The sequence below is a fragment of the Bacillus sp. LK2 genome, assembly GCF_001043575.1.
In the GTDB taxonomy this organism is placed as follows: domain Bacteria; phylum Bacillota; class Bacilli; order Bacillales; family Bacillaceae_G; genus Bacillus_A; species Bacillus_A paramycoides.
Map to the genome: position 1 here is coordinate 50,029 of NZ_LDUK01000061.1, position 26,355 is coordinate 76,383.

Consider the following 26,355-nt stretch of genomic DNA (forward strand, 5'->3'; position numbering starts at 1 on the left):
CTTTGAAGTGTTTATTTTGTTTTTGTAAGTAAATAAAGAAAATACGGTGCTCCTAAAGCCGCTACTACTACACCAGCTGGAATAGAATTTGGCTCAAATAAAGAGCGCCCTATCGTATCTGCGAGTACTAAAATAATCATTCCGATAATACCCGCTAGCGGAAGAAAGTGTTGATATGTAGTACCTACTAACCTTCTTGCAATATGCGGAGCAACTAAGCCGATAAAACCAATGCCTCCTGCCATCGATACACTCGCGCAAGATAATCCAACTGCTGTAGCTAAAAGTAGTAAACGTTCTTTTTGAACAGAAACACCAAGTCCTGCTGCTACACTATCACCTAGTGACAGTGCATTTAACGTTTTAGATTTTAGCCATGCATACGGGGTTAATATAAAAATCCACGGCAATAATGCAAGGACATGAATCCAATCTCTTCCCCAAACGTTACCAACTAACCATCTAGAAGCGAATGTATATGTCTCATCATTTAACTTGAGAGAGAAAAATAACGAAATCGCACTAAAGCCAGCTGAAACTGCAATACCAACGAGAATAAGTCTAATGGGAAGTAAACCTTTTGACCGGTCACTCGCAAGTATAATAATAAGAAATGCAGCAAGCACTCCTCCGCCAAATGTAAATAACGGTATTAAAATTGATGCACTCTCATTAATAGAATGAAAGAGAGTAACGAATACAATAAGCCCGAAAGATGCACCTGAATGTAATCCGAGAATACCTGGATCTGCGAGTGCATTATGAGATAATCCTTGCAAAATCGCACCGGAAATCCCAAGGCCAATACCAGCTAGCATTGTGATTATAATTCTTGGCATACGATAATCATATAGCACGGTTGCACTCTCAAAATCACCATAACCAAAAAGCGTTTGAATCACTTTGAGCGGTGCAATACTCAGCGTCCCCGTATTTAGACTAATCAAAATTACAACGATACTTATACATCCGAAAATTGTAGTTACAGTAATAGCCCTCTTTTTATCCGTGTTAAAAAGATCTTTCACTTATAGCTCCCTCCCAACTTTACGTGCTATATAAAGGAAGAACGGAACCCCAACAAGAGCTACCATAATTCCTATCGCAAGTTCTTTAGGAGGATTTACTGTTCTTGCCCCTAAATCAGCTAAAACTAATAACATAGCACCTAATAATGCTGACATAGGAATAATAAGCCGATAATTAACACCTACTAATTTTCTAGCGATGTGCGGAATGACAAGTCCTACAAACCCAATGGAACCAACAGCTGAAACAGATACACCTGCAAGAATGACTACTATAATCATTCCAAGTATTCTCGTTCGGTTCGTTTTTACTCCTAAATTCGTAGCAACATCATCCCCCATTGATATAAGTGAAATAGACCGCCCTAGCACTGTCGCAAAAACAATCGTTATGAGAATAATAGGCACTAAAAATTTCAAGTGGTCCCACTTTACTCCTGCAACACCACCAGCGTACCAAAACGCTAAATCTTGACTTAGATCATAATAAATCGCGATACCTGAACTTAACGAATGTAAAAGCGCTGCCATAACTGCTCCTGCAATCGTTAGCCTCATCGGTGTTAACCCGCCTGATGTTGCCGATCCGATAATAAAAATGAGTACTGTACTTAAAACAGCTCCCATAAAGGAGACAATCATTAAATAGGAATACGGCATATGCGGGAAAAAAGCAAAACTAAGTGCTACTACAAACATCGCACCAGCATTTATTCCTAGTACACCTGCATCAGCTAAAGGGTTTCGTGTTACCCCTTGCATAACAGCCCCAGCGACTGCAAAAGCAGCTCCTACAACTGCCGCGCCAATTACCCTCGGGAGCCTTAATTCATAAATAATTTGATGCTGCGTTAATTTTGGATTGTAATCAAAAACCGCTGCCCACACCGTTTGTAAATGAATATCCTTTGCACCGAATGCAATAGCTAAAAATATAGACCCAATTAAACATAAAATTGTTAAGCTCATAAAACATACGAACTTAATATGTATCCAGCGATTATTGCCAGCATGTACAGTAGACTTATGTAACATGTTTCATTTCATCCTTTATATTCAGTTGTTTTTTAAAATAATTTTTTATTTATAATCATTATTGATAATAATTATCATTTTCATTTAGATATTATATCCCCACTTTTTTTAAATAGCAAACTATTTTTTTACTTTGTTAAAATATTAAAATACTTATTACAATTCCCTTCTAAAACTTACAAATACATGCAAAATAGCGCGGTGTTATATTTTCAAATTTATAGTATACTAAGTTATTGTTTCAATTTTCCAAATACGTATATCGAAGGTGAAAAAATGTTTTATGTAAAACAACTACTACACTTTACTTACGAACAAGCATTATCCTGTTTGTTCCCTGTCGTTATTTTTTTAACACTCGCCCTTTCAAAACTCATTTCTATCCCAGGGCTATATCGTTATGATTTCATACTCATCGTATGTCTTCTTATGCAGTGGATTATGTACAAGACTGGTCTTGAAACAAAAGACGAACTAAAAGTAATTACTGTCTTTCACCTCATCGGCCTTCTACTAGAAATATATAAAGTACATTTCGGTTCATGGAGTTATCCTGAAGAGGCATATTCAAAAGTTTTAGGTGTTCCGCTTTACAGTGGTTTTATGTATGCAAGTGTCGCAAGTTATATATGTCAAGCGTGGAGAAGGTTGCATTTACAAATGTATAATTGGCCGAGGGCTATTTTTGCAATACCGTTAGGAGCTATGATTTACTTCAATTTTTTCACACATCATTTTCTATATGACTTTAGGTGGGTATTAACCTTACTTTTATTCATTGTATTCTTTCGCACATTTGTAGAATTTTCGTTACAAGGAGTTACATATAAAATGCCGCTCGTACTCTCCTTTTTCCTTATTGGATTCTTTATTTGGATTGCAGAAAACATCGCAACATTTTTCGGGGCGTGGCAATATCCAAATCAACGGGAGGCATGGAATCTCGTTCACCTTAGTAAAATTAGCTCATGGTTTTTACTCGTTGTCATTAGTATCATGATTGTTACACAACTCAAACATTTGAAGGAATCAAGAGGATAATGTAAATACATATTAGAAACTTCTAAGCTTCTCTACTTACTCAATAAAAAAACGAAATCCATCTAGGATTTCGTTTTTTTAACTTCTTCAAATCTATAGAGCTTTAATAATTCGTTCCATCGCTTTCATTTGACCAATATGATCCGCTTCATGATAAAGCATCATACCGTAAAGCTCCCCTACTGTTTCCAATCCTAAAAATCGCTCTGGAAGTTTATTTTCAAACGCTTCTGCTGGAATTGCACTAATGCGCTTTGCTTGCTCTTGTAACTGAGACTTTAACACTTCTAATGAAGGGCCTTCTGTTTCCCATTTAGATGGTCTTGTTCCATATCCAAACAAACCTGGATATTCACTTGGCAAATGTTTAAACTCTCTTCCAAACATAAACAACTCTGCTGCAGATAACACGTGACCAATATGCCAACGAATTGTATTATTAAAACCCTCCGGCTGCGTATCCGCAGTTTTATCATCTAAATTTTCCATAAATTTAAGTAATGCCCCGCGAGTTATTTCAAATTGTTTTAAACCAACTATTCTATTCACTCTATCGTTCCCCTTTTTTATATACAATTTATTTATAAATCTACCAGAAACAATTAAGAAATACACCTAATATGCTTAGCGCACTCCGGCAATACGATAAAAAGGTACAACCCTCGTAAATATAGAATTACTTACCGTACAAACATTTCAGTAAACAAAAGAGGAGTGTAATTGCATGTTAGATGTTCTAAAACAACAATATAATCTTATTAGTTCTACAAGAGAAACTCTATTTACGTTTTTAGAAGAAATCCCATTAGAAAAATTGCACAGCACAGTTCCGAATTTCGGAAACGGCAGCATTATAAAGACCCATAGATTTCGCTCCTTTATTAATAACGTCCAGTTTTCCCGTAACCGTTATTAATCGTAACCGCTTCGGCATCAGCTGTATAACCAAAATCAGCCGTTAAATCAAACACCATTCCTGTATAAGTGCTCGTTTGACCAGTTTTAATTGCTCCATTACCACTATTAGAATCTACCGATTTTTGGAATACACCGTTTTTATATTTATTAATAACTGCATAAGCATATATCCCTCCAGAAACAGAAGGCGCTGGTTGATCTAAAACAAGCTTAGACCATGCTGCATGACAGTTATTACTGTAACGTAAATAAACGGTCCCTACTTTTTTACCACCTTCGTATACCGCTGTAGATTTTGCGTTAAATCCATCTGCATCACACGTTGTACTTCCCCCGTATACTTTCGTTGTAGCCGGATTTTTCCCGTCATAATAACTGCTTAAATCAGTAGCTGCAAATGTACTTCCTTGAAAACTAAATAATACACCCATACTTGCTGCACTTAACACGCATACTTTCATTAGCTTTTTAAACATTTTACATTTCCTCCCTCAAAATAAGTACGTATAATAAAGACAACCTATACCGCTATGTAAGCCCTCCTTTCATTCTTCCTAGAGGCATCTTACAGAAACAAATAAACGTTGTAAATTCCCTTTTGGTTATTGGAATATACGAAGAATTTTACTTATCCGTCTAAGAAAAAAACTTGAGAAATACACATTTTATAGCATTCATTATTTAAAACATAAAAAACCCGATACTTGTTTCATTCAAGCATCGGTTCTCTCTATACAAAAGTGCCATTTTTTCTTTCATATAAAACAAATATTTCTCCACTTAATTCGTTGTAAAAAACTCCCTCGTTACATCAATAAATTGTTGTAAAGGAGCTGTCATCCATTTATCTTTATGCCAAGCGATTTGTGTATAGATTGGAGAGATTGAATCCTTTAAAACTAACTCCTTTATCGTCCCCTCTCGTATATCCTTTTCTACTACTATTGCCGGTAAAACGGCTATACCTAAATCTGCAATGACACATTGTTTAATTGCCTCGACACTAACAAACTCAATCTTATTTGCTGGGTATACATCTTCAGCACGAAATAGATCTTCAAATAAAGTTCGATACGAGCAACCTAGTTCTGTTAATAAAAGTGTTTCACTCTCCAAATCTTTTGTAGAAACGGAAGGTTGTTCAAGTAAACGATGCCCCAGAGCAGCTACTACTTTTAATTCTTCTTTCATAAGTGGCTCCACATGTAAAACATCTTCTGTTTTACATTCGTCCAAAATAAATACAAGATCTACTTTCCCCTCCATCAGTTGTTCCTTCGCATCTTTATTGGAATGAGCAGGTTTAAATATAAGCTTTATTTGAGGGAATTGTGCTTTAAACCTTTTTAATATGGAAGGAAGCCTGTATGTACATTGACTTTCTTGCGCACCAATTATTAACGTACCTGCTATTTCCTCATCATCTTTCACAGCCATTTTCGCTTCGTTACTGAGCGCAATCATCTTATCCGCATATAATTGAAACTTCCTCCCCGCTTCAGTTAAGAAAAGACGTTTTCCTAATCTCTCAAACAATGGCGTACCGAGCTCAGCCTCTAACGTTTTAATTTGTGCTGTTACGCTCGATTGGGCAAAGTTTAATTTCTTCGCAGTTTGGGTAAAATTCAAGCTTTCTGCAGCTACTTTAAATGTAATTAATTGTTTTATCTCCATTTATCATCCCTCTTTTCAATCGAAATTCCCGATTGATTCCATCGAAATAATCCTCTTTGTCTATTGATATTTGTATTGTATGATAAAAAATATATACAAACAATATAAATGGAGGTATTCCATATGAAAGCACTTTGTTTCGAAACATTCGGAGACGCTAATGTACTACAATATAAAGAAATACCTGATCCAATCATAAATCCAAATGAAATCCTTGTTCGTACGAAAGCAATTGGCTTAAATTTCGCTGATATTTATAGACGCCGTGGCGATTATCATCTCGCTGGCAACCCGCCTTATATATTAGGTTATGAAGGGGCTGGTATTGTTGAAAAAGTAGGATCCGGCGTTACTACAATCAATCCTGGAGACCGCATTGCATTTGCTGATGTCCCATTTGCAAATGCAGAATTAGTTGCCGTTCCTTCAGAAAAAGCAATTCCACTTCCAGATTCTATTTCTTTTGAAACAGCCGCTTCTGTACTATTACAAGGATTAACTGCACATTATTTAACGAAAGATAGCTATCAAATAAAACAAGGTGATACAGCTTTAGTACACGCTGCAGCTGGTGGTGTTGGTCAACTTCTCGTTCAAATGATTAAACTACAAGGCGGAAAAGTGATCGGTCTAACGTCATCAAAAGAAAAAGCAAAGATAGCAACGTTAGCTGGTGCCGATCACGTATTTTTATATACAGAGGCATGGCATACGAATGTACTTGAAGTAACTAATGGTGCCGGCGTAAATGTTGTGTATGAATCAGTAGGTTCTACATTAGAAGACAGCTTTAAGGCTACTAAAACTGGTGGTACTGTCGTATTTTACGGAATGGCTGGAGGTAATCCTGCGCTAGTTGATCCACGTATGCTTATGGATACTTCAAAAACTTTAACTGGCGGAGACCTTTGGAATGTACTTACATCTTACGAAGAGCGCAAAGAACGTTCCTCTCAATTATTCGAATGGATTACGAACGGGAAACTAAACATTGCGAGTCCTACTACGTTCTCTTTACAAGACGGTGCCCGTGCTCATGAATTATTAGAAAGCAGAAAAAGCACTGGGAAGATTTTATTAATCCCTTAATCGTTCCAATTTAAAAAGGAAGCTAGATTTTTCTAGCCTCCTTTTCTTATTTCTAATTGAGATATTATTATATTTCCACGCTTTCTTTTCCTTTTTCAACATAACTCATATCTCCAACCGATTCGACGGTGTATATTCCATCTTGATATAAAATCTTCGTCACACTAGCATTTTCTACTCCAAGTTTTGTTTTGCTACTGTCTAGCATTTCAATTAATGTAGTAATCAAAAGCCCATGAACGACAACTAAAACGTTACCGCCACCATTTCCAGCAGCTTCTTCACTAATTTTATCAATCTCTTTTTTTATGCGAGTAGAAAATAATTCCCAATCTTCCGCCTCTTTTGTAGGGTCTGCTGCTCTAATAAGATTAATCACTTCTTGAATAGAAAGCTTCATGAGTTCTTCTGGTGATGTAACGCCCGCAACTTTCCCAATCGTTTCCCACATATTGTCAAGTTTTTCACCTTCAAAAATACCGAAATTCAATTCTCGTAAATTTTTTCTTTTCTCAAGTTTCAACTTTGATTGCTCACTATATTTTAATACTAAATTAGCAGTTTCAATCGCTCGACCGCTATCACTACTATACGCATTCGTAAAATGAATATCTTTTAATCCCGTTCCTAAATTAGAGGCAACTTCAACACCTTTTTCTACTAATGGAGAGTCTGCCCAACCTTGCGCGCGATGATTCGTATTTAATATTGTTTTACCATGTCTTGTAACATATAACGTAACTACATTCTCATTGCTATTTGTTTCTCGCTTATTCATTCTATTCTCTCCCTTTACGTTTCTATATCAATTTTACCACCTCAATTATTCATTGAGCAAAATATACGTCAGTAGATCTGCTTAATAAAAAAAGCTATCTTTCTGTATATCCCTACAAAAAGATAGCATCTTTTATGATTACATTTCTTAACCAATACTCCTACTCAGCAAAAGCACTCGAATATTGTACAATTCCTTCTACACCTTGAAGAGTGTTCTCTCTTAGCTCCATCACCATAAACACTTCATCCGGCACTTCAAATGGTGCTTTTATATTCCAATCACTTGCTTTCTTAAAACCGAATTTCGGATAGTACTCTTGATGTCCTAACACAACAACTGATCCATACCCAAGTTCTTTCGCTTTTTCTAAAGCAGCTGCGATAAGCTTTCCACCAATTCCTTTCTTCTGATGGCTTGGAGCAACTGAAACTGGTGCAAGTGCTAATGATTCTACAGAAGTTCCATCCTGTTCTATCGTAATTTTTGATAACATAATGTGACCAACTATTTCCTTATCTACCGCAACGATTGATAATTCAGGAATAAACGCATCACATTTTCTAATACGACTAACAAGTTCATGTTCTGTTTTATCGCTAAATTCTTCATTTAAAAATGCTTGTTTTACAACTTCTTCTGTTTTGCTATAATCGTTTTGTTGTTCTTGTCTAATCGTTACCATTCTATATTATCCTCTATTCTTTCTAATTTCTTTTTCAATTTTACGAAGAGCTTTTTTCGATCCACGCTCTAGATCATGCTGCATTTTTCTTTCTTTATAATCGACAAATAACGTATTTAAATCGTATCCTTCTGGGTATAATTCCTTCGCTGCTACCTCTAAAGTAATACGTTTCACATTCACTTCCATAAATTCACCGTTATAATATACAACGACATTATAGAAATTATCTTTTTCCTTATAGACGATTCCGAAGTCGTTATGATCTAATAATTTCACACGGTCCCCTTTTTTGTATTCATAGTGCTCTTCTCTTTTTTCTTGCACGAATTTCGGTTTTCTAATTTCACTTTCATTCACTCGCTCTAAACGATACTCTTTATTTCCCATATACTTTTTCGCTCTTTGCAATACATGCTCTTTTACGTTCATTTTATTTGCAATCCAAAGTGCATTACTTTCACCAGATTTACCGATAACTAATTTATAAAGCGGCTCTAACGTCTCACTATTAAACTGCATTGCTGCGTTCATAAAATCACTATGCATTTCTGAAAATCGTTTAATTTCACCGTAATGCGTACTCGCAATTGTAATACATCCTGCAAGATAAAATTCTTCTAAAATAGATATCGCAAGCGCCGCACCTTCATTCGGTTCCGTACCGCTTCCTATTTCATCAAATAATAGTAGCGTATTATTATTTGATAACCTCATGATCTCAGAAAGATTTTTCATATGAGATGAAAATGTACTCAGTGCATTTTCGATACTTTGATTATCACCAATGTCTACAAACACGTTTTCGAAAATAGCGAGTTCCGTTTCTTTATCTCCGGCAATATGAAGGCCTGACATTGTCGCTAATGTTAACAATCCGATTGTTTTTAGCACAATTGTTTTCCCGCCTGCATTCGGCCCAGTAATAATTAAACTGCGATATTCTTGACCGATTTCGAAATTTAACGGTACAACTTTCCCTGTTAAAAGTGGATGCTTACAATTCACTAAATGAATGTGGCCATGATCGTTTAACTTCGGTTCTATTCCATCGATAGATTTACTAAACTTCGCTTTCGCAAATACCATATCATATTGGCTAATAAGTTCCATATTAATTTTTATTTGATAAATGTTTTCTAGTATCATTCCTGATAATGTCGCTAAAATTTGATACTCTTCCATCGCTTCTTCTGCTTTTAAACTAGCCAATTCTACATTTAACTTTGTAACCGTATGTGGTTCTATAAATACAGTAGAACCTTTTGCAGATGCTTCAACAATACTTCCCGCAACCTGATTTTTATATGAAGATTTAATTGGAATCGTATATCTATCATCCTTTTTACTAATAAAGAACTCCTGAATATATTTCTTATTTGCACTATTACTTAAAAACTTCGTTAAACGTTCTTTTATTTTTCCATCTACAGAATCGATATTATTTCGAATTCTTTTTAACTCTTTACTAGCAGCTGCATCAATGCTATTTCCTTTTATTGAAAAGTTAATTTCCTCTTCAATACTTTTAAATTCAGTCATTGAATTTGCATAAGAAGCTAATACTGGCGCAAAAAATTCTTTATCTAACATAAATTTTTTAATCTTTCTACATCCACGTAAAAAGTCTGAAACACTCACTAATTCTTCTGGATCTAAAATCATCCCTTTTTCTAATTTTTGAATTGTACTAGCGATATTAGAAATTCCGAAGAAAGGCACATGCCCTTCTGCATCTAATATAGCTCGTGCTTCTGTCGTTTCATTTAAACGATTTCTCACTACTTTCAAATTCGTACTCGGCACTAATTTATTTAATAATTCCTTACCTAATCCACTTACACAATATGATTTCACTATTTCCTTTAATTCGTTATATTGTAACTTTTCAAAAGTCATCGTATTCATTTTGTTTCTCCTCACTATGATTGATTCTTATCATAAATGAAGATACCTACTCATTAGATTCCAATGAGCTCTACATTATTCAGTTTCCATTTTTATACATTAAAATTATATACAAAAAAGCTGCGGGGATACCGCAGCTTTTACATTTACAAGGCAAGTGTAATAACGTATAAGGAAATAAGCCATTTTAAAAGTATATGGCAACCCCTTTATCACACGCTTTATAAAGTATTGTAGGTATCTTCATAGGTATCGAAATAAATCCATGACAAAATTAGGGGTATGATGTACATAAAAATCCCCTGGTCTTATCCGATTTATTTCATTAAATTTTTCCTATTTAGTACCTACCGCACTCACACAAAGCACCTCTCATTAATTTATATTATAGTCATTGAAATCTAATTTATTGAAATCATCATACTATATGTTTTGCGAGAAGTAAAGGTGCCATACTTTAGTCGTACGCACATTTACAGACTAGTCCCCCGACTTATTGCAGATGTTTTCTCGTACAAAATTACATACAATTAGTTTGTAGAACATATTACGGAGGGATTTATATGACAGACTTTCAAAAACAATTTTTCACTAGATTATATATACAAGAGAAAGAATCTGTGTCATTCGATGATGTAAATGATATTATGTACGCGATGGCACAAGCCGTCCCTTTTGAAAACTTAAATATTCTTCAAAACACTTTTACTGAAATCTCAAAAGACAGCCTTCACCAGAAAATTTTATTAAACAACCGTGGTGGCCTTTGTTATGAATTGAATCCGACTATGTATTACTTCCTTAAAGACTCTGGATTCGATGTTCATCTCGTTTCAGGAACAGTTTATAACGCTGCAAATTCGATATGGGCTGTTGATTCAGGACATATCGCAACTGTTTTACAACATCAAAATGAACTTTACTTAATTGAAGTAGGTTTCGGATCATATTTACCTCTTGCCCCTGTTCCATTCTCAGGTAAAGTTGTTCATTCTGTAACCGGCGATTATCGTATTCGTAAAGAAACGACTGAAAAAGGAGATCATATTTTAGAAATGCGTAAAAACAATACGTTTTTAGATCAATCTTCTACTGATAATTGGACCGTAGGCTATGCATTTTACTTAGAAGAAGTGAATGAAACAAAGGTAAATGCAGCGCAAAAAATTATTGTAGAGCACGAGAAATCACCTTTCAATAAAGTCCCTTTAATAGTAAAGCTAACTCATGATGGGCATGCTTCATTAACGAAAGATAGCCTCACTATAACAAAACAAGGTAAGAAACTTAAAGAATCACTTACAGAAGATCAATATACAAATCTTTTACATTCAACGTTCGGTATTTCCTTATAACCTTTAAAGCCTTGTCATTTCCGGCAAGGCTTTTCATTTTTCAGCAGGGATTTTTTGCAATTTGTTGTATTTCATAGTTATATAGGAATATAACTACATATCTAGAAAGGAAATGATTATGACAGAACTTAAAGATCGATTACAAATAGCTGATACAGAAAAATGGGATTTAACGGATATTTACCATACAATTGAAGATTGGGAAAGTGATTATAACAAAATTGAAGTATTAACAAATGAATTGAACGAGTTTAATGGAAATATTCATGATGGCAGTAGCCTACTTGCTTACTTAACAAAAAGTGAAGAAATATCTAGCATTTTATCAATAATGTTTGCTTATGCAAGACTACAATCTGACCTTGATACACGTGATACTGCCTCCCAGGCTCTTGTCGATAAAGTATCACAGTTACACGTAAAAGTAAGTGCGGCTAAATCTTTCTTTTCTCCATTCTTACTTAGTGTAGATGAAAACACATTACATTCTTACATAGAAGAAACAGAAGGCTTACAATATTATAAAGAAGATTTATTCGAATTATACCGTTATAAAAAACACGTTTTAAATAAGGACCAAGAAGAAATTTTATCACAAATGGGTGAAGCACTTTCCTCTCCGCAGCATACATTTGGTATGTTAAATAATGCAGATATAATATTTGGTGAAGTGACGACTGATAATGGAGAGAAAGTAAATTTAACGCGTGGAATGTATTCAAAGCTAATAGAAGATGAGAATCGTGAGAAACGTAAAGAAGCTTATAAAGCGTATTACAAACCATATGTTCAGTTAAAGAACTCCATTGCTTCTACTTTATCCGCAGCTATTAAAAATAATGTTACTGTTTCAAAGCTAAGAAAATATCCATCCGCTTTAGAAAAATCATTATTTGGCGATATGGTTCCGAAAGAAGTTTATGAAAACTTGATCGATACAACAAAAAAAAATATTCAATCACTACATACTTATAATCATTTGCGCAAAGAAAAATTAAACGTAGATGAACTAAGACAATACGACTTAAGCGTCGATTTAGTAAAAGGTGTAAAACAAGACATTTCATATGACGAAGCGTTTGACATAATGATCGCGTCACTAGCTCCTTTAGGTGAAGAATATATTGAAACATTAAAAAGCTTTAAAGATAAACGATATATAGATGTGAGAGAAACACCAGGAAAACGTTCTGGTGCTTATAACTTTGGTGTATACGGTGTTCACCCTTTCATTCTTTTAAATCATCACGATGATTTAAATAGCCTTTTCACCCTTACTCATGAATGTGGTCATGGCATGCATACGCACTACTCACACGGTTATCAACCAAGAATTTCCGCACACTATTCCATTTTTGTCGCAGAAGTCGCTTCTACAGTAAATGAAGTGCTATTAATTCATCATTTATTAAAAGAAGCAAAAAATACGGATGTACGTAATCATTTAGTAAATCATTTCATCGAGAAATTTAAAGGTACCTTCTTTACACAAATTATGTTCGCAGAGTTTGAAAAAATCACACATGAAATGGCTCAGCAAGGTAAACCATTAAACGCACAAGTCTTTAGCGAAATTTATGAAAACTTATTTAGAGAATATAATGGCGACTCCCTCGTATTTGACGAAGAAGTAAAATACGGCTGGGCTAGAATACCACATTTCTATCGACCATTTTACGTGTACAAATACGCAACTGGATTCGCTTCTGCAATCCAAATTGCTGATAAACTTTTAAGTGGTGACCCAGATGTTCAGAAAAACTATATCGAATTCCTTAAAGGTGGTAGTTCTGATTATCCACTAAACCTTCTAAAGAAAACTGGTGTAGATTTAACAACGCCAGAGCCAATTGAAAGTGCATTAATTCGCTTCAATGCACTAGTCGAGGAATTTTCAACATTATAGAAAAAAGAATGCAGATATACTCTGCATTCTTTTTCATTTAAACCACTCATTTTATTCCAAGTGCTGTTGCGTTACACAGTGAATCATGCCACCATACGCATACAATTCATTTACATTAATACCAACAATTCTTCTACCTGGAAATTGCCCTTCAATAATTCGAAGTCCTAACCTGTCATGTTCATCACCGTATATAGGGACCAATACAACTTCGTTTCCAAATTATATACAACACTATGCACATTTTCTCCATAATGAAGCTCCTTTGCCATCGTTACCCAAATATCATCTAACTTAGCTCTGTAACCTTCACCTCTATGAGTTCTATCATGAGGCCATTGGATCCATGTCCCCTCATGTTTTTCCCATTCCGCAGGCATATAAAACAAACTATTTTCTATATTTCTCATACATGTTCACCCCTTCTATGAATGTACGTCCAGTCTATACTTTGACATAGTGTTAAGGTCAACTATTATTCGTATTACATTTTAGTAACTGGAATGCAAATTTGCGTCACATACTCCTCTACTGAACATTCACATTCAGGCCCTTTTACATACACTTCATATGGCGGCGCATCAGTTATATAACCATTCTTTTCAATCCACTCTTCTAATGCCATATAACCGTAGCCTATATAATCATAACTTCCATAATGCATCGTAGTAACAGTTTGATGCTCTACTAGCTTTTTCATCTCACATTCTCGGGAAGATTCTTCATTGTTCTCATACATAATCGGAATTCTTAATTCAATATCACTGCGATTTGGAATATACTCTTCATCGTAGAATACAGCAGAAGGTGAACCGATTACTGTAAAACAATTCATTTGTACTTTTTCATATAAAGAATGAAAATAGTCGTCCATATCATTTATATCGATTTGTAACCTTTGAGTAATTACAGTTATTTCTCCTCTCATTCCAATGAATATATCGTATGTTTTATGCTGAATTGCATGTAAATCTCTATTCATATTTATCATTTCATTCATTTCAGAAATAACCTGTAAGTGTTGTTTCACTTCATGAGACAACTCTATAATTTGCGATCGCATATGTGTAATAAATGAATCTTGATCTGATGACTGAAGAATTATTTTAATTTTCGAGAGAGGAAACTTATACTCTCTTAATTTTTTAATTCTTAACGCTACTTCTAATTGCTCCTGCTCATAATATCTATATCCATTTACCGGATTAACATATGCCGGTTTTAATATCTCCTCTTGGTCATAATGTCTTAACATCCGCGTACTCATTTTACAAATCCGAGAAAATTCAGTGATTGTATACATATACATGCTCCTTTAATGCTTTATCTTTTATAAGCCTATAAACACCTTCTACCCTTTTAAGCCAGTACACCTGTAAACATGTATTAAAACCAATCAAAAAATTTCCTAATTGAAAATTCCTCATTTTGATTCTTCAATCTTTTTATTTTTGAAGGTAACAAATGATTAGGACAATACCATGTTAAACAATTAATGGCTCCTCCCATTGTTGATATCTCTCCTACATGAACTTGAATCACATGTTTATCAGTATGTTTTTGAATATATTGAAATACTTCTTTATCCCTAGCTAATCCAAACTTAGGAACGTAGATAGTATCATTTGTCTCTAACATATTTATATATAAACCTTTTGCTGATGCTATCTCTTGATCATATTGCCCTTTCTCTGTATATGAGGAAGGAACAACTATAAATTCAGCTTCTGGCATTTGTTCTTGAATGATTTCTTGAACGCTATGCCTAAATTCATGATCACCTAGAAAATCACTAATAAACATTGTATGATTATCAATAAATTTCACCATACCATCCGCATGAGCAAGTACATCTCCCGGTTCAGCAGGAATGATAATAACACGACTGACATCTAAATCCCATTCCAATTGCTCTATAATCTCTTCTTCCGTCCAATCATAATTATCATCAAATATGCGTTCCGTTAGTATAACAGTATCTTTTTTATTCCAAATAAGATTTCCGCCGTCTAATATCAATGGGGATGTCACATATTTAAAGTCATTTTCTCCTAACCACTTATTAAATTGTTGATTTAAATATTGTCCTTGATTTTTTGGTAAGTAATTTGGTTGATATTTAAATTTAACAAGGTGATTTGTTACAACTGGTGCAACATCTCTCAGCCAAATATCGTCATACTCAAAATGGCTTGTATGAAATTCTTGTTCTTCAATAGATAAAGATATAAGTTGATCTGTATATGCTTTATTTTCATTTAAGTTCTCATTAAAATAAATAAGATCTTCATAAAATGGTCGATAATATTCATTCGATTTATCTGGTATCGCAGTAAAAATAATCCCGCCCTGTATGTGTTCCATATTGTTCCCCTCACTTTTTATGATTAATTAGAAAAACGTCTTTATCACGATAAAAACTGCTATCCCTCTATTCAAATCTCCTATGCTTACTTGTTTTTTTGAAACGTGCACATTTCATGAATGGATTATAGCACGGGGTAATATTATATATTTATATAAAAAATATAAAGCCGTGGTTGAGCGATAAATTGACTCTTGACAGACTTTTTTATAATAAATTTTTATTTAATAAAAACTAAAAAACAAAGATGTAATTATAAATTCATAGAAACTTTGTTACAGAAAATAAAACAAGGCAAAATAGATACCACGTTATCTATTTTGCCTATGATTAAACTTCAATTTACTACTTCAAACTAACGGGTTGTTGTTGTGTAATACAATGTATCATACCGCCATTTTTATAAAGTTCTCTCACATCAATACCTACTATTTTACGATCAGGATATAGTTTTTGAATGGTTTCATTTGCTATTTTGTCATTTGGATCATTATAATTAGGCACCAACACAACTTTATTCCCAATATAATAATTCACATATGACCCCTTATAATCGAGAGTTTTCCCACTTTCTAACGTAACCTTATTTTTACTTAGCGGCAGGTATACATATTTATATTTCCCACCTGCAGCATTTTTTGCACGCATCAGTGTATCAATATCTTTATTTGACAATCCCCATTCCACCAAATCGTCTTCAGCCAGCGTTATAATGGTAGATTTATCGTGAAATTTTGCAAATCCATCAATATGAAAATCAGTAATATCTATGTTTGGTACCCCGTCTAACCAAATAAAATTCGTTACTCCAAGTTCACTAATATATTTCTCAATTTCCGCTTCTGATAATTTCGAGTTTCTGTTTTTATTCGTTACAGCGCTTCTAGTTAATAAAGCCGTACTGTTACCGTCTAATTCAATTGCCCCGCCTTCAAGTACAAATTTATGCCAATCAATTCTTTCCACCCCTAATTGTTTACTAAGGTTTTCACGAATACGGGCATCATTTTTATAAGGCGTTTTCTTCCCCCAACCATTAAATCCCGGATCTAATATTTTTAGATTTTTATTATTATCATAAACAAACATCGGTCCACTATCCCTTGCCCATACATCATCAGTAGGAGCGATAAAAAAATCAATTTTCTCCATATTCAGCCCTTCATCTGTTAAAAGTTGATTGATTCTTTCTTTTTCTTCTTGATCATATGCAACAATGTGAACTTTTTCACCTTCAGTTAATGCACTTACCATTTCAATCCAAATAGGTTCTACTTCTTTTTTATACTCCTGTCCATATGTGTAATCATGTGGCCATTGCAGCCATGTGCCTTCATGCTTGCTTTTTTCGTCTGGCATTGTATATTTCCCTACTTTTTCTTGCGCCTCTACCTTCTCAGTATTCTCATTATCTTTTTCCTGAGCACACCCACCAATAATTGATGCGGATAGAGCCGCTACCAAACAAAGCGTTACTATTTTTTTCATTTCTAAACCTCCTAATTTTCTCTACAACAATGTAAAGCTTCACATAGTGTGAAGCTCAAGCTTTTTTTCAATATAAAACAACATTTTTTTACATCCGACATAATATTCCACACATCTAGCCTTTATATGATGTAACTTCTTAATAACGACCTAAATAAAAAATCGGTATGGACAATTGTCCATACCGATTTTTCATTATATAGCTACTACCTTTTTTCATTCCTATTACATATTAAACACTTAGTTTGCTGCTAACAAATCTTTTGCCATCTTTCTAAATTCTTGATTAAATGCATCGTTCATTCCATTTTGCACGTTTGAGAAAAGAATTACAAAAGTTCGTTTATCCCCATTAAAATTATTAAAAGTGTTCCAGCCAGCTAGCACCCCGTGATTATGATTATAATCTGGGTAAATGTAAAAACTAAATCCATATTTTCTAGCTGGTGATACAGTAAACATATCTGATAAGCTTTGTTTAGAAAGTAATTTACCATCTACAATTGCCTCATCTAACCTTTTCATATCATCAACCGTTGTATACATTTCACCACAACCATATAACCAACTCATTTTTAAACGAGGCGTTGTTACTAACTCATTATTTTTTTTCGTATAACCTTCTGCTAAAAACATATCCCCAGGCAACGTTGCACCCATCCCAGATTCATGCATCCCAACAGGAGTAAAAATATTTTCATTCACATATTCAGCGAGCGGTTTATTCGATATCTTTTCTACAATATACGCAAGTACCATATAATTATAATCTGTATATCGCCATCCTGTACCTGCAGGAAATTCAAGCTTTTGAGATCCAATCCATGTTACTAACTTTAAACGTGATGCTGCCTCAACTCTACCTTGTCCCTGCTCAGGTAATCCTGAAGTATGCGTTAGCAAATTTCTCAATGTAATATTTTTATCTGCTGGAAAGGACGGAATATATTTATTCACATTATCTTCTATATTTAATTTCCCTTTTTCTCTTAGCTGCAATATAGATATTGCAACTACCGTTTTTGTAATGGAACCGATGCGATATTTTGTTCTTGGCGTTGTTAAAATTTGATCTTTTACATTCGCATACCCGTATCCTTTTCGTAAAACTACATTATTTTTATCAGCTACAAGGACCGTTCCATTAAATCCTTTATCTTTTAAATATTGATCTAGTTTTGTTGCTGCAATCTCATAACGTTTTTGCTGATTTGCATCGACTTTCGGTTTATCATTTTCAGTCTTATTCTCAAAATTTGAAAATGCCTTCAAATTATATTTCTTATCTTTATTTGCATGTATGAGTGCAGCGACACTCCCACAAAAAATAGCAAAAATAAAGAAAGCAATTAGCCATTTCTTACACATATAGGGACCCTCTTTTATCCAGTTTCACGTTATACTTTTCCATTCTATTCTTATTCTATATCTATTAATCTCTAAACATTTTATAATTATACCATCTATCTAATATTCATCATATTAAACTAGATTCCTTTTTCTCACATTCAAATTTTGACTACTCTCTATTGTATTTCTTTTTTGCAAAATTTCCACCTTACAATCGGATACATCTAACTTGAATTTCAATTTCTTATGTAACATTCGTTACACATTAGCAAAAATGGAGGTGCAGATTTGAAAAATACTGATAAACGCAATCGTTTAAGCGATATGATGTTTCATTATCGAGTAACTAAAAATAACATGGTTTTAATTGAATATTGCGGAAAACAAATTATGACTTTAAAAGGAAATCACGCTGAAAAATTTTTGAACAAAATAAATCGGGCAAATAATGAAAACGAAAAACAACTTATTATGGCTAAAATTACCGGCAATTTCAAAAGAGGAAATGAACATAATTGAAATCTAATCTCATTTATATTCCGATTATACAGCAAATCTAAAGAAATTTACATTGCTAACATTCCTTTATTATTTATTTTTACTATATAAGCTAACGGCCGATATACTTAGTAATACAACTATACACAACCACGCATACGTATACCCTTTCTCATCTACAATATAACCAAATAAAACAGGTGCAACAATTATAGCAATTTGATTTAGTGTAAGTGCAAAGCTCACTGTCATCCCTACAGATTCTTCACTTGCCGATTCAGCAACTTCAACCATAAAAAGACTGAACCATCCAATTGAAAAAAAACCTAATAATGCACTTACACCATACAATACCCCACCCGTTATTGTATGTATGCTTATAACGAATATTAGAATGAAACCGATAGAAATGCAGACAACTATAAATAAAGGTGTGCTTCGCTTCCCCTTATAAAGGAAATCACTAACAGTCGCTAATACAACCCGGCCAATCATTCCGGAAAAGAACACAATCGAAAATACTTTTCCAGCTAAAATAGGTGTAATTGATTGTTCCATTACTAAAAATTTTATAAAATGTCCAACTAACACCATTTGTAATGAAATCATACAAATACCAGTTATATAAATTGGATACAACTCTTTTTTACACATCACTGCTTTTAACTGCATCCAAAAAGAGAGTTTAATACATTCTTCTCTTACTTTCTCCTGAACATATGGTTCCTTATAAAATATGAAAAATAAAAATCCTCCAATTATACAAATACATGCAATAATATTTATCGCATAAGCCACATTATATTTTATTGTAAGAAACGGAATCAATACTCCCGCTAACATACCACCAATCGGTATACCAGCTTGCCTGATCCCCATCGCTAACCCACGATTTTCTTTTGAGAACCATTTTATAATCACTTTACTTCCTCCTGGCTGCGAAACACTATAAAACGCTCCTACTAATAAAAGTACAAAGAGTAATCCAGTAAATTCATTTACTATATTAGTGAGTAAAAGCGAACCTCCTAGTAAAAAAGAACTTATAGTAATTAATAATTTTTCATTATATCGATCAAGTAACCGCCCGACAAAAAGCATACAAAATAGCGGTCCAATATTTACAACACTTACTAACAATCCACTCTGCATATTCGTAAGCGAATATTCTTCTTTCCAAAATAAAGCGAAAGCTCCGACACCATACGTTATAAGTGTTGCTGTTGCTTGAGTAATAGTCGCAAAAATTAACATAATCCACTTATAAGTACTATTCACACGCTCTTCCATTAACATGAAAATCCCTCCATCCCCTTCCATTGTATGAAATTTCTGATATCATATAAAATAAAGATTAATCATATAATCCATCAAAAAAATTGATACCTTGTTCGGAGGAATGATACGTGGACATAAAGGATTTAACTGTTTTTTACGAAGTTGCAAAAGAAAGAAATATATCTCACGCAGCTAAAAATTTAAACTATGTTCAATCTGGCGTAACAATGCGTATAAAACAACTAGAAAACGAATTAGGTGTGCCTTTATTTTATCGAAATGGGAAAGGTGTTACTTTAACTTCAAACGGTGAAATTTTATTATCCTACGCAAAACAAATTATCCACTTAATGGACCAATCTGTAAAAGCTATCCAAAGTAACGGAACCGAGCCAAAAGGCATTTTAAAAATTGGATGTACAGAATCTACAACTGCTGTAAGGCTTCCATCTATATTAACGAACTACTATGAGAATTACCCAAAAGTCGAATTTATTTTAGAAACAAATACGACGGAAGAATTAATTCAACTCGTATTAGACCGAAAGCTAGACGGAGCGTTTATCGCTGGAACTACTCAGCATGCTGAACTTCATACAAATGTATTTTGTGAAGAAGAATTAATTCTCATTAGTAAACATCCTTTATCCTCCCTTAAAGAAGTAGGAGACATGAATTTACTCGCTTTTAGTCACGGTTGCTATTATAGAAGTTTATTAGAAAACTGGCTTCAAGAGGAAGGTATTTCACCTAAACGAGTATTAGAATTTGGAACAATTGAGGCAATACTCGCTTGTGTAAAATCCGGTATGGGCGTAGCAATTATGACGAAATCTATTTTAAATGTTCATGCACATGACGTATCATTCAACCCTTTACCAAATAACTTCAAAAAAGTTCCTACTACCTTTATTACTAGAAAAGATATATTTCACTCAGCTGCATTACAAAAGTTTATGGAGCTGATTCACAATGCGTGAAAAGAAAATACGTGGAATGAAACGAAGAACCGAAACATAGAAAAAGGTATACCCAAAACACTGGTATACCTTTTATCATATCCCACTTATTTTTCTTTTAAAACACTATGTAATCGATCCGGGTAATTTGTAAACATCCCTGTAGCACCCCATTTAATTAACAATCTCATATCTTCTTTCTCATTAATTGTATAAGGGTGAATTAGTAATCCATTTTCCCTAGCCATTTTCATATATGACTCATCAATAATTAATTCTCCGTTATCATTACGTAAGTTTGGTCCAATACCAACTGCATACTTTTTAATTTCTTGAAAATCATCATTCGTTACACTTTTCGGTTCATGTGTAATACCAGACCATTCAACAATCTCATTGTTATCATTTGGATAATACCATAGCAATTGAACTAATGGAATATTTTCATTCATACTATGAATCTTTGTTAAACTATCTTTGCTAAATGATTGAATCATAACACGGCTAGAAGACATGTTTTGACCTATTAAATTATATTTTTTTAACAAAGCTAATAATTTTTCTTCCATTCCTGGATACACATCTGGTGATTTTGTTTCAATATAATACTTCATGCTTCTTCCGTACTTTTGAAAGATTTCTTCAAGAGTCGGAACTTTTTGACCAATATACTCTTGCTTAGCCTTTTCTGGGTAAGCTTTATTAAACCATGAACCCGCATCTAAATTTTTTATTTCACTTAACGTTTTATCTCGTACTTCGCCTGTTCCATTTGTAGTTCGATCAACTGATGTATCATGCATTGCAATCAATTGACCATCTTTTGTTAATTGAATATCTAATTCCAAATAATCCGCTTTCATTTTTTTCACAAGATCATACGAAGCAAAAGTATGCTCAGGTGCATGTCCACTTGCTCCGCGATGTGCAATATTTAAAAACTTATTCGTATCCCCTTCATGCTTTCCTTCTGATTTCGCATGAACAGCTCCCCCAGCAAAGATACTTCCCATCGTAAAGAAAATAACTAATACGCTAATAATCTTTCTCATCCTTCTAACCCTTCCTACGTTGCAAATTTCAACAAGCTAATGCGATTTACACGAAATAGAAGACATACTTTCATTATTTTTATAAGCCTATATTAAAATTCCAATCTTACATATATTCACTCTATTATTGTTTATAAAATAGAAAACTCCATTTATACTATTTAATCCCTATATTCCCTCCCCTTCACATGTAACATATCACGATAGTACTCCCTATTGTGTATGACCCATTCAATAAAAAAAGCCATAAATCATTTAGAGGACACTCCTGTATCCCTAAATAAATTTATGGCTTTTCTCAAATATCTCCGGCCTCTATCAACTTGTTGAATTTAATCATACCAAACCTATTAAAATTTGTGAATATTATTTTTTCAATAAAGTGAAGCTTTAATCCGGATGGATTATCCATCTCCTACTGATTATTAGTGGAAGTTTTTACTGCTCATTAATGCAGGATACATTCTGTTCAAATTCTTTATAGTAACTTTCACTTGATATTTACGTATATCTACATTTTACTTAATTACAAATTCTTAGTTTCGTATATCCTTACCTGGAACTTATTTTAAAGTATATTTGAAACTATACTTAACTTTGAAAACATGCATTATATTTTAGACAATACATTTTCTTGAAAAGTACGTTCTTCTTGATCTTCATAACCTGTTGAAACAACTTCTTGAATATCATCATGATTAAATAAATACGTGAAATCTGGATTCAGATAGCCTTCTGGATAAGGACATCCCATATAATCGAATTTTCTTACCTCATCCGTTTCTACTTGTTGTTTACGTCCAAAAATCATGAGTTTCTTTGTACCTTCTTTTCAAATTACAATAGAGCCTATAGGGAGAAGTTGTGAATTCATTGTATGGCCCCTCCTTATTAATTGTTTTTTGCTAAGAATTTAAGGAACCTAGCTTGGTTTTATGCTTCTTTAAATCAATATATATACATATGTATACACCATATATACTAGACACAACAGCCAATAAAGAAAAGACTAAAATTAAGACCGTCGCTAAAGCATTTTGTGATAATGAACCTATACATATCTGTCCAATAATATATCCCAATCCTGAAAAATAAACAATTGGAGAAATTTTGATATTTCCATTTTCTTCATTGTTTAATCGCTTTAAAAAACTTTTCATTCCAATAGAAATCAATTTATAAATTGTAAAAATGTAAAGCACAAAAGTAACAATAAAAAACAGAGGTGTTTCAATTTTAATAAAAGTATATGCAAGCTTTTGAATCACTATAAAGCTTCCAAAAGAAAAAGTTATTCCCATAAATCCATTATATAAAATGTGTACCAACCTTGGCTCATTTGGTTTACAAAAAAAATACCCATACCCCCCATATATTAGCAGTCAAAATAAAAGGTAAAATTATATATAAGTATATGGTAAAGGTTGGAGGAAATAAAAATGGGGTTAAAATCATAAAATTAATAACTACCCACACCATAACGACACTCGATCTTACACTGTCAGGCATCAATTTCCGAATAATTTGTTCTGTGCTTTTTCCATGGTATTTTTCCATATTAATCTCCCAAAAACTAAAAAAATTTATCTAAAGTTGCTCCGATTCCTGTTTGCCATCATGATTCCAATCATAGTTTCACGGTCAAACATACCAGTTAATACATATACTTCTTTATTTGATAAAATAAGAGGTTCAATAGTCCAATAGTCCCACTCCCTAGGAAATATAATACAATAAAAAAATGATTCAATCTAGTAATAGCCAACACTTAAAACTAAAAACTAAAAAAATTCTAATAACAATAAAAAAGGATGGAAATGAATTTAAATATATTTTTATAATAATAATGTCTCTTCTCTAATTTTTCATACAAGCGATTATAATTTTCTTTATTTAAGGTACCGAATTTCTATCTCTATCCAGTCTTTTTCGCTTCTTTCTTTTCAAACTCATCTCACTTCTTACGAATCCATTCCGCGGTAAGTTGCATTCGATTCGGAATGGAAATAGACGTGTCTAGTGCATAAAAATAATCCTATATCGTCCTTTCCTCAATAAGCACTTCGCCTTTAAATTTGACATCATGAAATTGTAACCCTGTTTCAACTTACAATATTTTTACTTTGTAAGCTAAAAAAATAGAAGTATTGTCTTATATAAAACAATACTTCCGTAATTATTTAAAAAATCACATAATAAATTACCCATTACCTCTCCAAGCACTACATTTGGATTTACTACCGCTTTTTCCGAACACCATCCTATAAAGCCATCTGGTCTAATTAATACCGCTCCTCCATTCTCTATCCCATATAATTTGCTAAAAATATTTTCTTGAGCAATAAAGTCCCCATTTAAACCAACTCGATACATTTTTATATTTACTCCTAATTTAGGTGAAACGTCCTGAACCGCTTGAGTCCAAAGACTATTTTCTGCTCCAGTAAGTAACACAAAGTTGTTACCGAATAAGTCTAGTATAGAAACTTTCTTTCCTTCATATGTTCCCAAAAAATGTGGTGCTCGCGTGCCAGGTCTTCCGTTCAACTCTACTATATCCATTCTATGTGGAGTGGCTGAGTCATCTATAATCGCCTTTGAACAATACTGATACCCAGCAGTAACAGCTAAACTATCCATATTATTCAAACTGCCTTCCTCTCTATTCGCAGCACGAAATAATAAACTACTCGCATGATCTGTCGTTAATTTTGCAACAGGATATCGCTCTTCATGATATGTTTCTAACAAATTTGGTTTTGCTTGCCCTTTTATAACAGATGCTAATTTCCAAACTAAATTATGCGCATCTTGCATTCCTGTATTTGAACCAAATCCTCCTGTTGGCGGCATACTATGTGCAGAATCGCCAACTAAAAAAATGCGATTATCTTGAAATTTTGTAGCTATACTTTCAGTCGCTTCCCACGGTAAAACACTTAATATTTCTGACTCAATATTCGTGCTCCCAATTGCTGTTCGGATAATTTGTTTACAACGTTCTATAGTGAAATCCTCTGGTCGTTCTCCTTTTAATGGGTCGTAAGCTACATGATAAATCCATTTTTTTACGTTATCAACTGGAATGAGCGCACCAATCACCTCCGGATGAAGTACCATTGAAAAACCAAAGGCGTCTCCTTGTATAAATTCACTTAAATCAGCCTCAAAGTAAATATTCATATAATAGCCACCGATTGTACCGCGACCTTCAGTTGCAATCCCTAACTGCTCACGTATTTTACTTTTCGCTCCATCTGCTGCGATTACATAATCACAATGTATGACACTCTCTTTTTCTGTTTTTCGATCTCGAATAGTTGCTATTACTCCGTTTTCATTTTGTTCAAAAGAAACTAGTTCATGATAAAAAGATAGTTCTCCGCCTAATTTTTTCGCGTACTGTAACATCATCTCTTCTAAAGTAACTTGATAACAAGCAGTTTGTTTTGATGGGCTAATCTCTTCCACTTTACGAACTAACTTTTCATTATTTTCAAACTGAATTGCCCTTATATGTTCCAACTCTTCATTATTTACTTCAGCTATCGTTTGAACCGCGATTCTCCCGTGACAATTCTCTAATGCTTTACCAGCTAATCTAATGCTTTTTTCTAGACCTAATTCTCGAAATAATTCCATTGTGCGAAATGTGATTCCACCCGCTTTCGGATGAATCGCAGTAGAAGGATGCCTTTCAATAAGCACATAATCAATGTTATGTTTTGCAAGAAATAATGCAGACGATAATCCTGATAATCCCCCTCCAACAATTAAAACTGGTACATGTTTCGATTTCATATATTTTCCCTCCACATATATTCTTCTGAGCTCAGTGACATAAATATAATCAAAAAAACAACAAAAATATAGACTTATATTTCATTTTGAATTATCATATAGATAGATTACGCCCCAAATTACTTTTATCCTTTAATACATATACAA

General features: G+C 33.6%; 22 protein-coding genes and 4 pseudogenes. 7 read left to right on the forward strand and 19 right to left on the reverse strand.

Features of this window, described 5'->3' with window-relative positions:
• Nucleotides 1–11 precede the first annotated feature (11 nt).
• Together VK90_RS25285 and VK90_RS25290 are read right to left on the reverse strand one after the other, a co-directional pair.
• Nucleotides 12–1,028 carry a FecCD family ABC transporter permease gene (locus VK90_RS25285; RefSeq protein WP_048376169.1) on the reverse strand — a complete coding sequence of 339 codons (1,017 nt, stop codon included), beginning with the start codon at nucleotides 1,026–1,028 and terminating at the stop codon, nucleotides 12–14.
• Nucleotides 1,029–2,063 carry a FecCD family ABC transporter permease gene (locus VK90_RS25290; protein WP_002172783.1) on the reverse strand — a complete coding sequence of 345 codons (1,035 nt, stop codon included), beginning with the start codon at nucleotides 2,061–2,063 and terminating at the stop codon, nucleotides 1,029–1,031. It abuts the gene before it with no gap.
• Between the two features lie 276 nt (nucleotides 2,064–2,339).
• On the opposite strand from VK90_RS25290, the gene VK90_RS25295 reads away from it, so the two are divergent.
• Entirely contained in the window at nucleotides 2,340–3,104 is a 765-nt protein-coding gene (locus VK90_RS25295; RefSeq protein ID WP_002172784.1) for a DUF817 domain-containing protein, read from the forward strand.
• Between the two features lie 93 nt (nucleotides 3,105–3,197).
• Here VK90_RS25295 and VK90_RS25300 read toward each other — a convergent pair whose 3' ends face one another.
• The gene (locus VK90_RS25300; RefSeq protein ID WP_048376171.1) at nucleotides 3,198–3,653 is read right to left on the reverse strand and encodes a DinB family protein; all 456 of its coding nucleotides are present in this window, start codon (nucleotides 3,651–3,653) and stop codon (nucleotides 3,198–3,200) included.
• Between the two features lie 175 nt (nucleotides 3,654–3,828).
• On the opposite strand from VK90_RS25300, the pseudogene VK90_RS29415 reads away from it, so the two are divergent.
• Nucleotides 3,829–4,014 (forward strand): annotated as a pseudogene (locus tag VK90_RS29415) (DinB family protein); the annotation flags it as partial.
• Here VK90_RS29415 and VK90_RS25305 read toward each other — a convergent pair.
• Nucleotides 3,986–4,498, reverse strand: coding sequence for a DUF2690 domain-containing protein (locus tag VK90_RS25305; RefSeq protein ID WP_048376172.1), 513 nt, complete (start codon nucleotides 4,496–4,498; stop codon nucleotides 3,986–3,988). The pseudogene VK90_RS29415 and the gene VK90_RS25305 sit on opposite strands and share 29 nt — an antisense overlap.
• A 304-nt stretch (nucleotides 4,499–4,802) precedes the next feature.
• On the reverse strand, nucleotides 4,803–5,696 hold the full coding sequence (locus VK90_RS25310; RefSeq protein WP_048376174.1) for a LysR family transcriptional regulator: 894 nt from the start codon (nucleotides 5,694–5,696) through the stop codon (nucleotides 4,803–4,805).
• 123 nt (nucleotides 5,697–5,819) lie between these two features.
• Between VK90_RS25310 and VK90_RS25315 the strand changes: the two genes are divergently transcribed.
• The gene (locus VK90_RS25315) at nucleotides 5,820–6,785 is read left to right on the forward strand and encodes a quinone oxidoreductase family protein (RefSeq protein WP_048376176.1); all 966 of its coding nucleotides are present in this window, start codon (nucleotides 5,820–5,822) and stop codon (nucleotides 6,783–6,785) included.
• A 67-nt stretch (nucleotides 6,786–6,852) separates the two neighbouring features.
• Here VK90_RS25315 and VK90_RS25320 read toward each other — a convergent pair whose 3' ends face one another.
• The 3 genes from VK90_RS25320 to VK90_RS25330 all read right to left on the reverse strand — a co-directional run bounded on the left by VK90_RS25320 (nucleotide 6,853) and on the right by VK90_RS25330 (nucleotide 10,156).
• Entirely contained in the window at nucleotides 6,853–7,563 is a 711-nt protein-coding gene (locus VK90_RS25320) for a histidine phosphatase family protein (RefSeq protein WP_048376178.1), read from the reverse strand.
• Nucleotides 7,564–7,723: 160 nt separating this feature from the next.
• Entirely contained in the window at nucleotides 7,724–8,248 is a 525-nt protein-coding gene (locus tag VK90_RS25325; RefSeq protein ID WP_048376180.1) for a GNAT family N-acetyltransferase, read from the reverse strand.
• A gap of 6 nt (nucleotides 8,249–8,254) precedes the next feature.
• Nucleotides 8,255–10,156 (reverse strand): endonuclease MutS2, encoded by a 1,902-nt coding sequence (locus VK90_RS25330; protein WP_048376182.1) that lies wholly within the window; start codon nucleotides 10,154–10,156, stop codon nucleotides 8,255–8,257.
• A gap of 563 nt (nucleotides 10,157–10,719) precedes the next feature.
• On the opposite strand from VK90_RS25330, the gene VK90_RS25335 reads away from it, so the two are divergent.
• Both VK90_RS25335 and pepF read left to right on the forward strand, forming a co-directional pair.
• Nucleotides 10,720–11,511 carry an arylamine N-acetyltransferase family protein gene (locus tag VK90_RS25335; protein ID WP_048376185.1) on the forward strand — a complete coding sequence of 264 codons (792 nt, stop codon included), beginning with the start codon at nucleotides 10,720–10,722 and terminating at the stop codon, nucleotides 11,509–11,511.
• A gap of 118 nt (nucleotides 11,512–11,629) precedes the next feature.
• On the forward strand, nucleotides 11,630–13,417 hold the full coding sequence (gene pepF, locus VK90_RS25340) for an oligoendopeptidase F (protein ID WP_048376187.1): 1,788 nt from the start codon (nucleotides 11,630–11,632) through the stop codon (nucleotides 13,415–13,417).
• 51 nt (nucleotides 13,418–13,468) lie between these two features.
• Here pepF and VK90_RS31505 read toward each other — a convergent pair whose 3' ends face one another.
• The 6 genes and pseudogenes from VK90_RS31505 to VK90_RS25365 all read right to left on the reverse strand — a co-directional run bounded on the left by VK90_RS31505 (nucleotide 13,469) and on the right by VK90_RS25365 (nucleotide 18,638).
• Nucleotides 13,469–13,621, reverse strand: a complete 153-nt coding sequence (locus tag VK90_RS31505) for an agmatine deiminase family protein (RefSeq protein ID WP_427287001.1) — start codon at nucleotides 13,619–13,621, stop codon at nucleotides 13,469–13,471.
• A pseudogene (locus tag VK90_RS31510) lies at nucleotides 13,621–13,827 on the reverse strand (agmatine deiminase family protein); the annotation flags it as partial. The gene VK90_RS31505 and the pseudogene VK90_RS31510, both read right to left, overlap by 1 nt.
• A gap of 74 nt (nucleotides 13,828–13,901) precedes the next feature.
• Entirely contained in the window at nucleotides 13,902–14,720 is an 819-nt protein-coding gene (locus tag VK90_RS25350; RefSeq protein WP_048376190.1) for a MerR family transcriptional regulator, read from the reverse strand.
• Nucleotides 14,721–14,803: 83 nt separating this feature from the next.
• A complete protein-coding gene (locus tag VK90_RS25355) occupies nucleotides 14,804–15,781 on the reverse strand; it encodes an agmatine deiminase family protein (RefSeq protein WP_048376193.1) in 978 nt (325 codons plus the stop codon).
• A gap of 346 nt (nucleotides 15,782–16,127) precedes the next feature.
• Nucleotides 16,128–17,270 (reverse strand): agmatine deiminase family protein, encoded by a 1,143-nt coding sequence (locus VK90_RS25360; RefSeq protein WP_048376196.1) that lies wholly within the window; start codon nucleotides 17,268–17,270, stop codon nucleotides 16,128–16,130.
• A gap of 240 nt (nucleotides 17,271–17,510) precedes the next feature.
• Nucleotides 17,511–18,638 carry a serine hydrolase domain-containing protein gene (locus VK90_RS25365; protein WP_048376198.1) on the reverse strand — a complete coding sequence of 376 codons (1,128 nt, stop codon included), beginning with the start codon at nucleotides 18,636–18,638 and terminating at the stop codon, nucleotides 17,511–17,513.
• Between the two features lie 270 nt (nucleotides 18,639–18,908).
• Between VK90_RS25365 and VK90_RS25370 the strand changes: the two genes are divergently transcribed.
• Nucleotides 18,909–19,139, forward strand: a complete 231-nt coding sequence (locus VK90_RS25370; RefSeq protein WP_048376200.1) for a hypothetical protein — start codon at nucleotides 18,909–18,911, stop codon at nucleotides 19,137–19,139.
• Between the two features lie 69 nt (nucleotides 19,140–19,208).
• Here VK90_RS25370 and VK90_RS25375 read toward each other — a convergent pair whose 3' ends face one another.
• Entirely contained in the window at nucleotides 19,209–20,414 is a 1,206-nt protein-coding gene (locus VK90_RS25375) for an MFS transporter (protein WP_048376202.1), read from the reverse strand.
• 110 nt (nucleotides 20,415–20,524) lie between these two features.
• Here VK90_RS25375 and VK90_RS25380 point away from each other — a divergent pair, with 110 nt between their 5' ends.
• Complete coding sequence (locus VK90_RS25380; protein WP_048376204.1) at nucleotides 20,525–21,376, forward strand: LysR family transcriptional regulator; 852 nt, start codon at nucleotides 20,525–20,527, stop codon at nucleotides 21,374–21,376.
• Nucleotides 21,377–21,462: 86 nt separating this feature from the next.
• Here the strand turns inward: VK90_RS25380 and VK90_RS25385 are convergent, their stop codons facing one another.
• The 4 genes and pseudogenes from VK90_RS25385 to VK90_RS25400 form a co-directional block, all read right to left on the reverse strand.
• The gene (locus tag VK90_RS25385; RefSeq protein ID WP_048376206.1) at nucleotides 21,463–22,407 is read right to left on the reverse strand and encodes a glycerophosphodiester phosphodiesterase; all 945 of its coding nucleotides are present in this window, start codon (nucleotides 22,405–22,407) and stop codon (nucleotides 21,463–21,465) included.
• A gap of 610 nt (nucleotides 22,408–23,017) precedes the next feature.
• Nucleotides 23,018–23,281: pseudogene (locus VK90_RS25390) on the reverse strand (DUF4176 domain-containing protein).
• Nucleotides 23,282–23,312: 31 nt separating this feature from the next.
• A pseudogene (locus VK90_RS25395) lies at nucleotides 23,313–23,964 on the reverse strand (hypothetical protein).
• Nucleotides 23,965–24,537: 573 nt separating this feature from the next.
• A complete protein-coding gene (locus VK90_RS25400; protein ID WP_048376208.1) occupies nucleotides 24,538–26,208 on the reverse strand; it encodes an FAD-dependent oxidoreductase in 1,671 nt (556 codons plus the stop codon).
• Nucleotides 26,209–26,355 lie beyond the last annotated feature (147 nt).

Bases quoted from the DNA above. Each gene is read 5' to 3' on its own strand.
- VK90_RS25290 (WP_002172783.1), bottom strand. From the start codon at position 2,063: ATGTTACATAAGTCTACTGTACATGCTGGCAATAATCGCTGGATACAT.
- VK90_RS25295 (WP_002172784.1), top strand. From the start codon at position 2,340: ATGTTTTATGTAAAACAACTACTACACTTTACTTACGAACAAGCATTA.
- VK90_RS25305 (WP_048376172.1), bottom strand. From the start codon at position 4,498: ATGTTTAAAAAGCTAATGAAAGTATGCGTGTTAAGTGCAGCAAGTATG.
- VK90_RS25310 (WP_048376174.1), bottom strand. From the start codon at position 5,696: ATGGAGATAAAACAATTAATTACATTTAAAGTAGCTGCAGAAAGCTTG.
- VK90_RS25315 (WP_048376176.1), top strand. From the start codon at position 5,820: ATGAAAGCACTTTGTTTCGAAACATTCGGAGACGCTAATGTACTACAA.
- VK90_RS25320 (WP_048376178.1), bottom strand. From the start codon at position 7,563: ATGAATAAGCGAGAAACAAATAGCAATGAGAATGTAGTTACGTTATAT.
- VK90_RS25325 (WP_048376180.1), bottom strand. From the start codon at position 8,248: ATGGTAACGATTAGACAAGAACAACAAAACGATTATAGCAAAACAGAA.
- VK90_RS25330 (WP_048376182.1), bottom strand. From the start codon at position 10,156: ATGAATACGATGACTTTTGAAAAGTTACAATATAACGAATTAAAGGAA.
- VK90_RS25335 (WP_048376185.1), top strand. From the start codon at position 10,720: ATGACAGACTTTCAAAAACAATTTTTCACTAGATTATATATACAAGAG.
- pepF (WP_048376187.1), top strand. From the start codon at position 11,630: ATGACAGAACTTAAAGATCGATTACAAATAGCTGATACAGAAAAATGG.
- VK90_RS25350 (WP_048376190.1), bottom strand. From the start codon at position 14,720: ATGTATACAATCACTGAATTTTCTCGGATTTGTAAAATGAGTACGCGG.
- VK90_RS25355 (WP_048376193.1), bottom strand. From the start codon at position 15,781: ATGGAACACATACAGGGCGGGATTATTTTTACTGCGATACCAGATAAA.
- VK90_RS25360 (WP_048376196.1), bottom strand. From the start codon at position 17,270: ATGAAAAAAATAGTAACGCTTTGTTTGGTAGCGGCTCTATCCGCATCA.
- VK90_RS25365 (WP_048376198.1), bottom strand. From the start codon at position 18,638: ATGTGTAAGAAATGGCTAATTGCTTTCTTTATTTTTGCTATTTTTTGT.
- VK90_RS25375 (WP_048376202.1), bottom strand. From the start codon at position 20,414: ATGTTAATGGAAGAGCGTGTGAATAGTACTTATAAGTGGATTATGTTA.
- VK90_RS25385 (WP_048376206.1), bottom strand. From the start codon at position 22,407: ATGAGAAAGATTATTAGCGTATTAGTTATTTTCTTTACGATGGGAAGT.
- VK90_RS25400 (WP_048376208.1), bottom strand. From the start codon at position 26,208: ATGAAATCGAAACATGTACCAGTTTTAATTGTTGGAGGGGGATTATCA.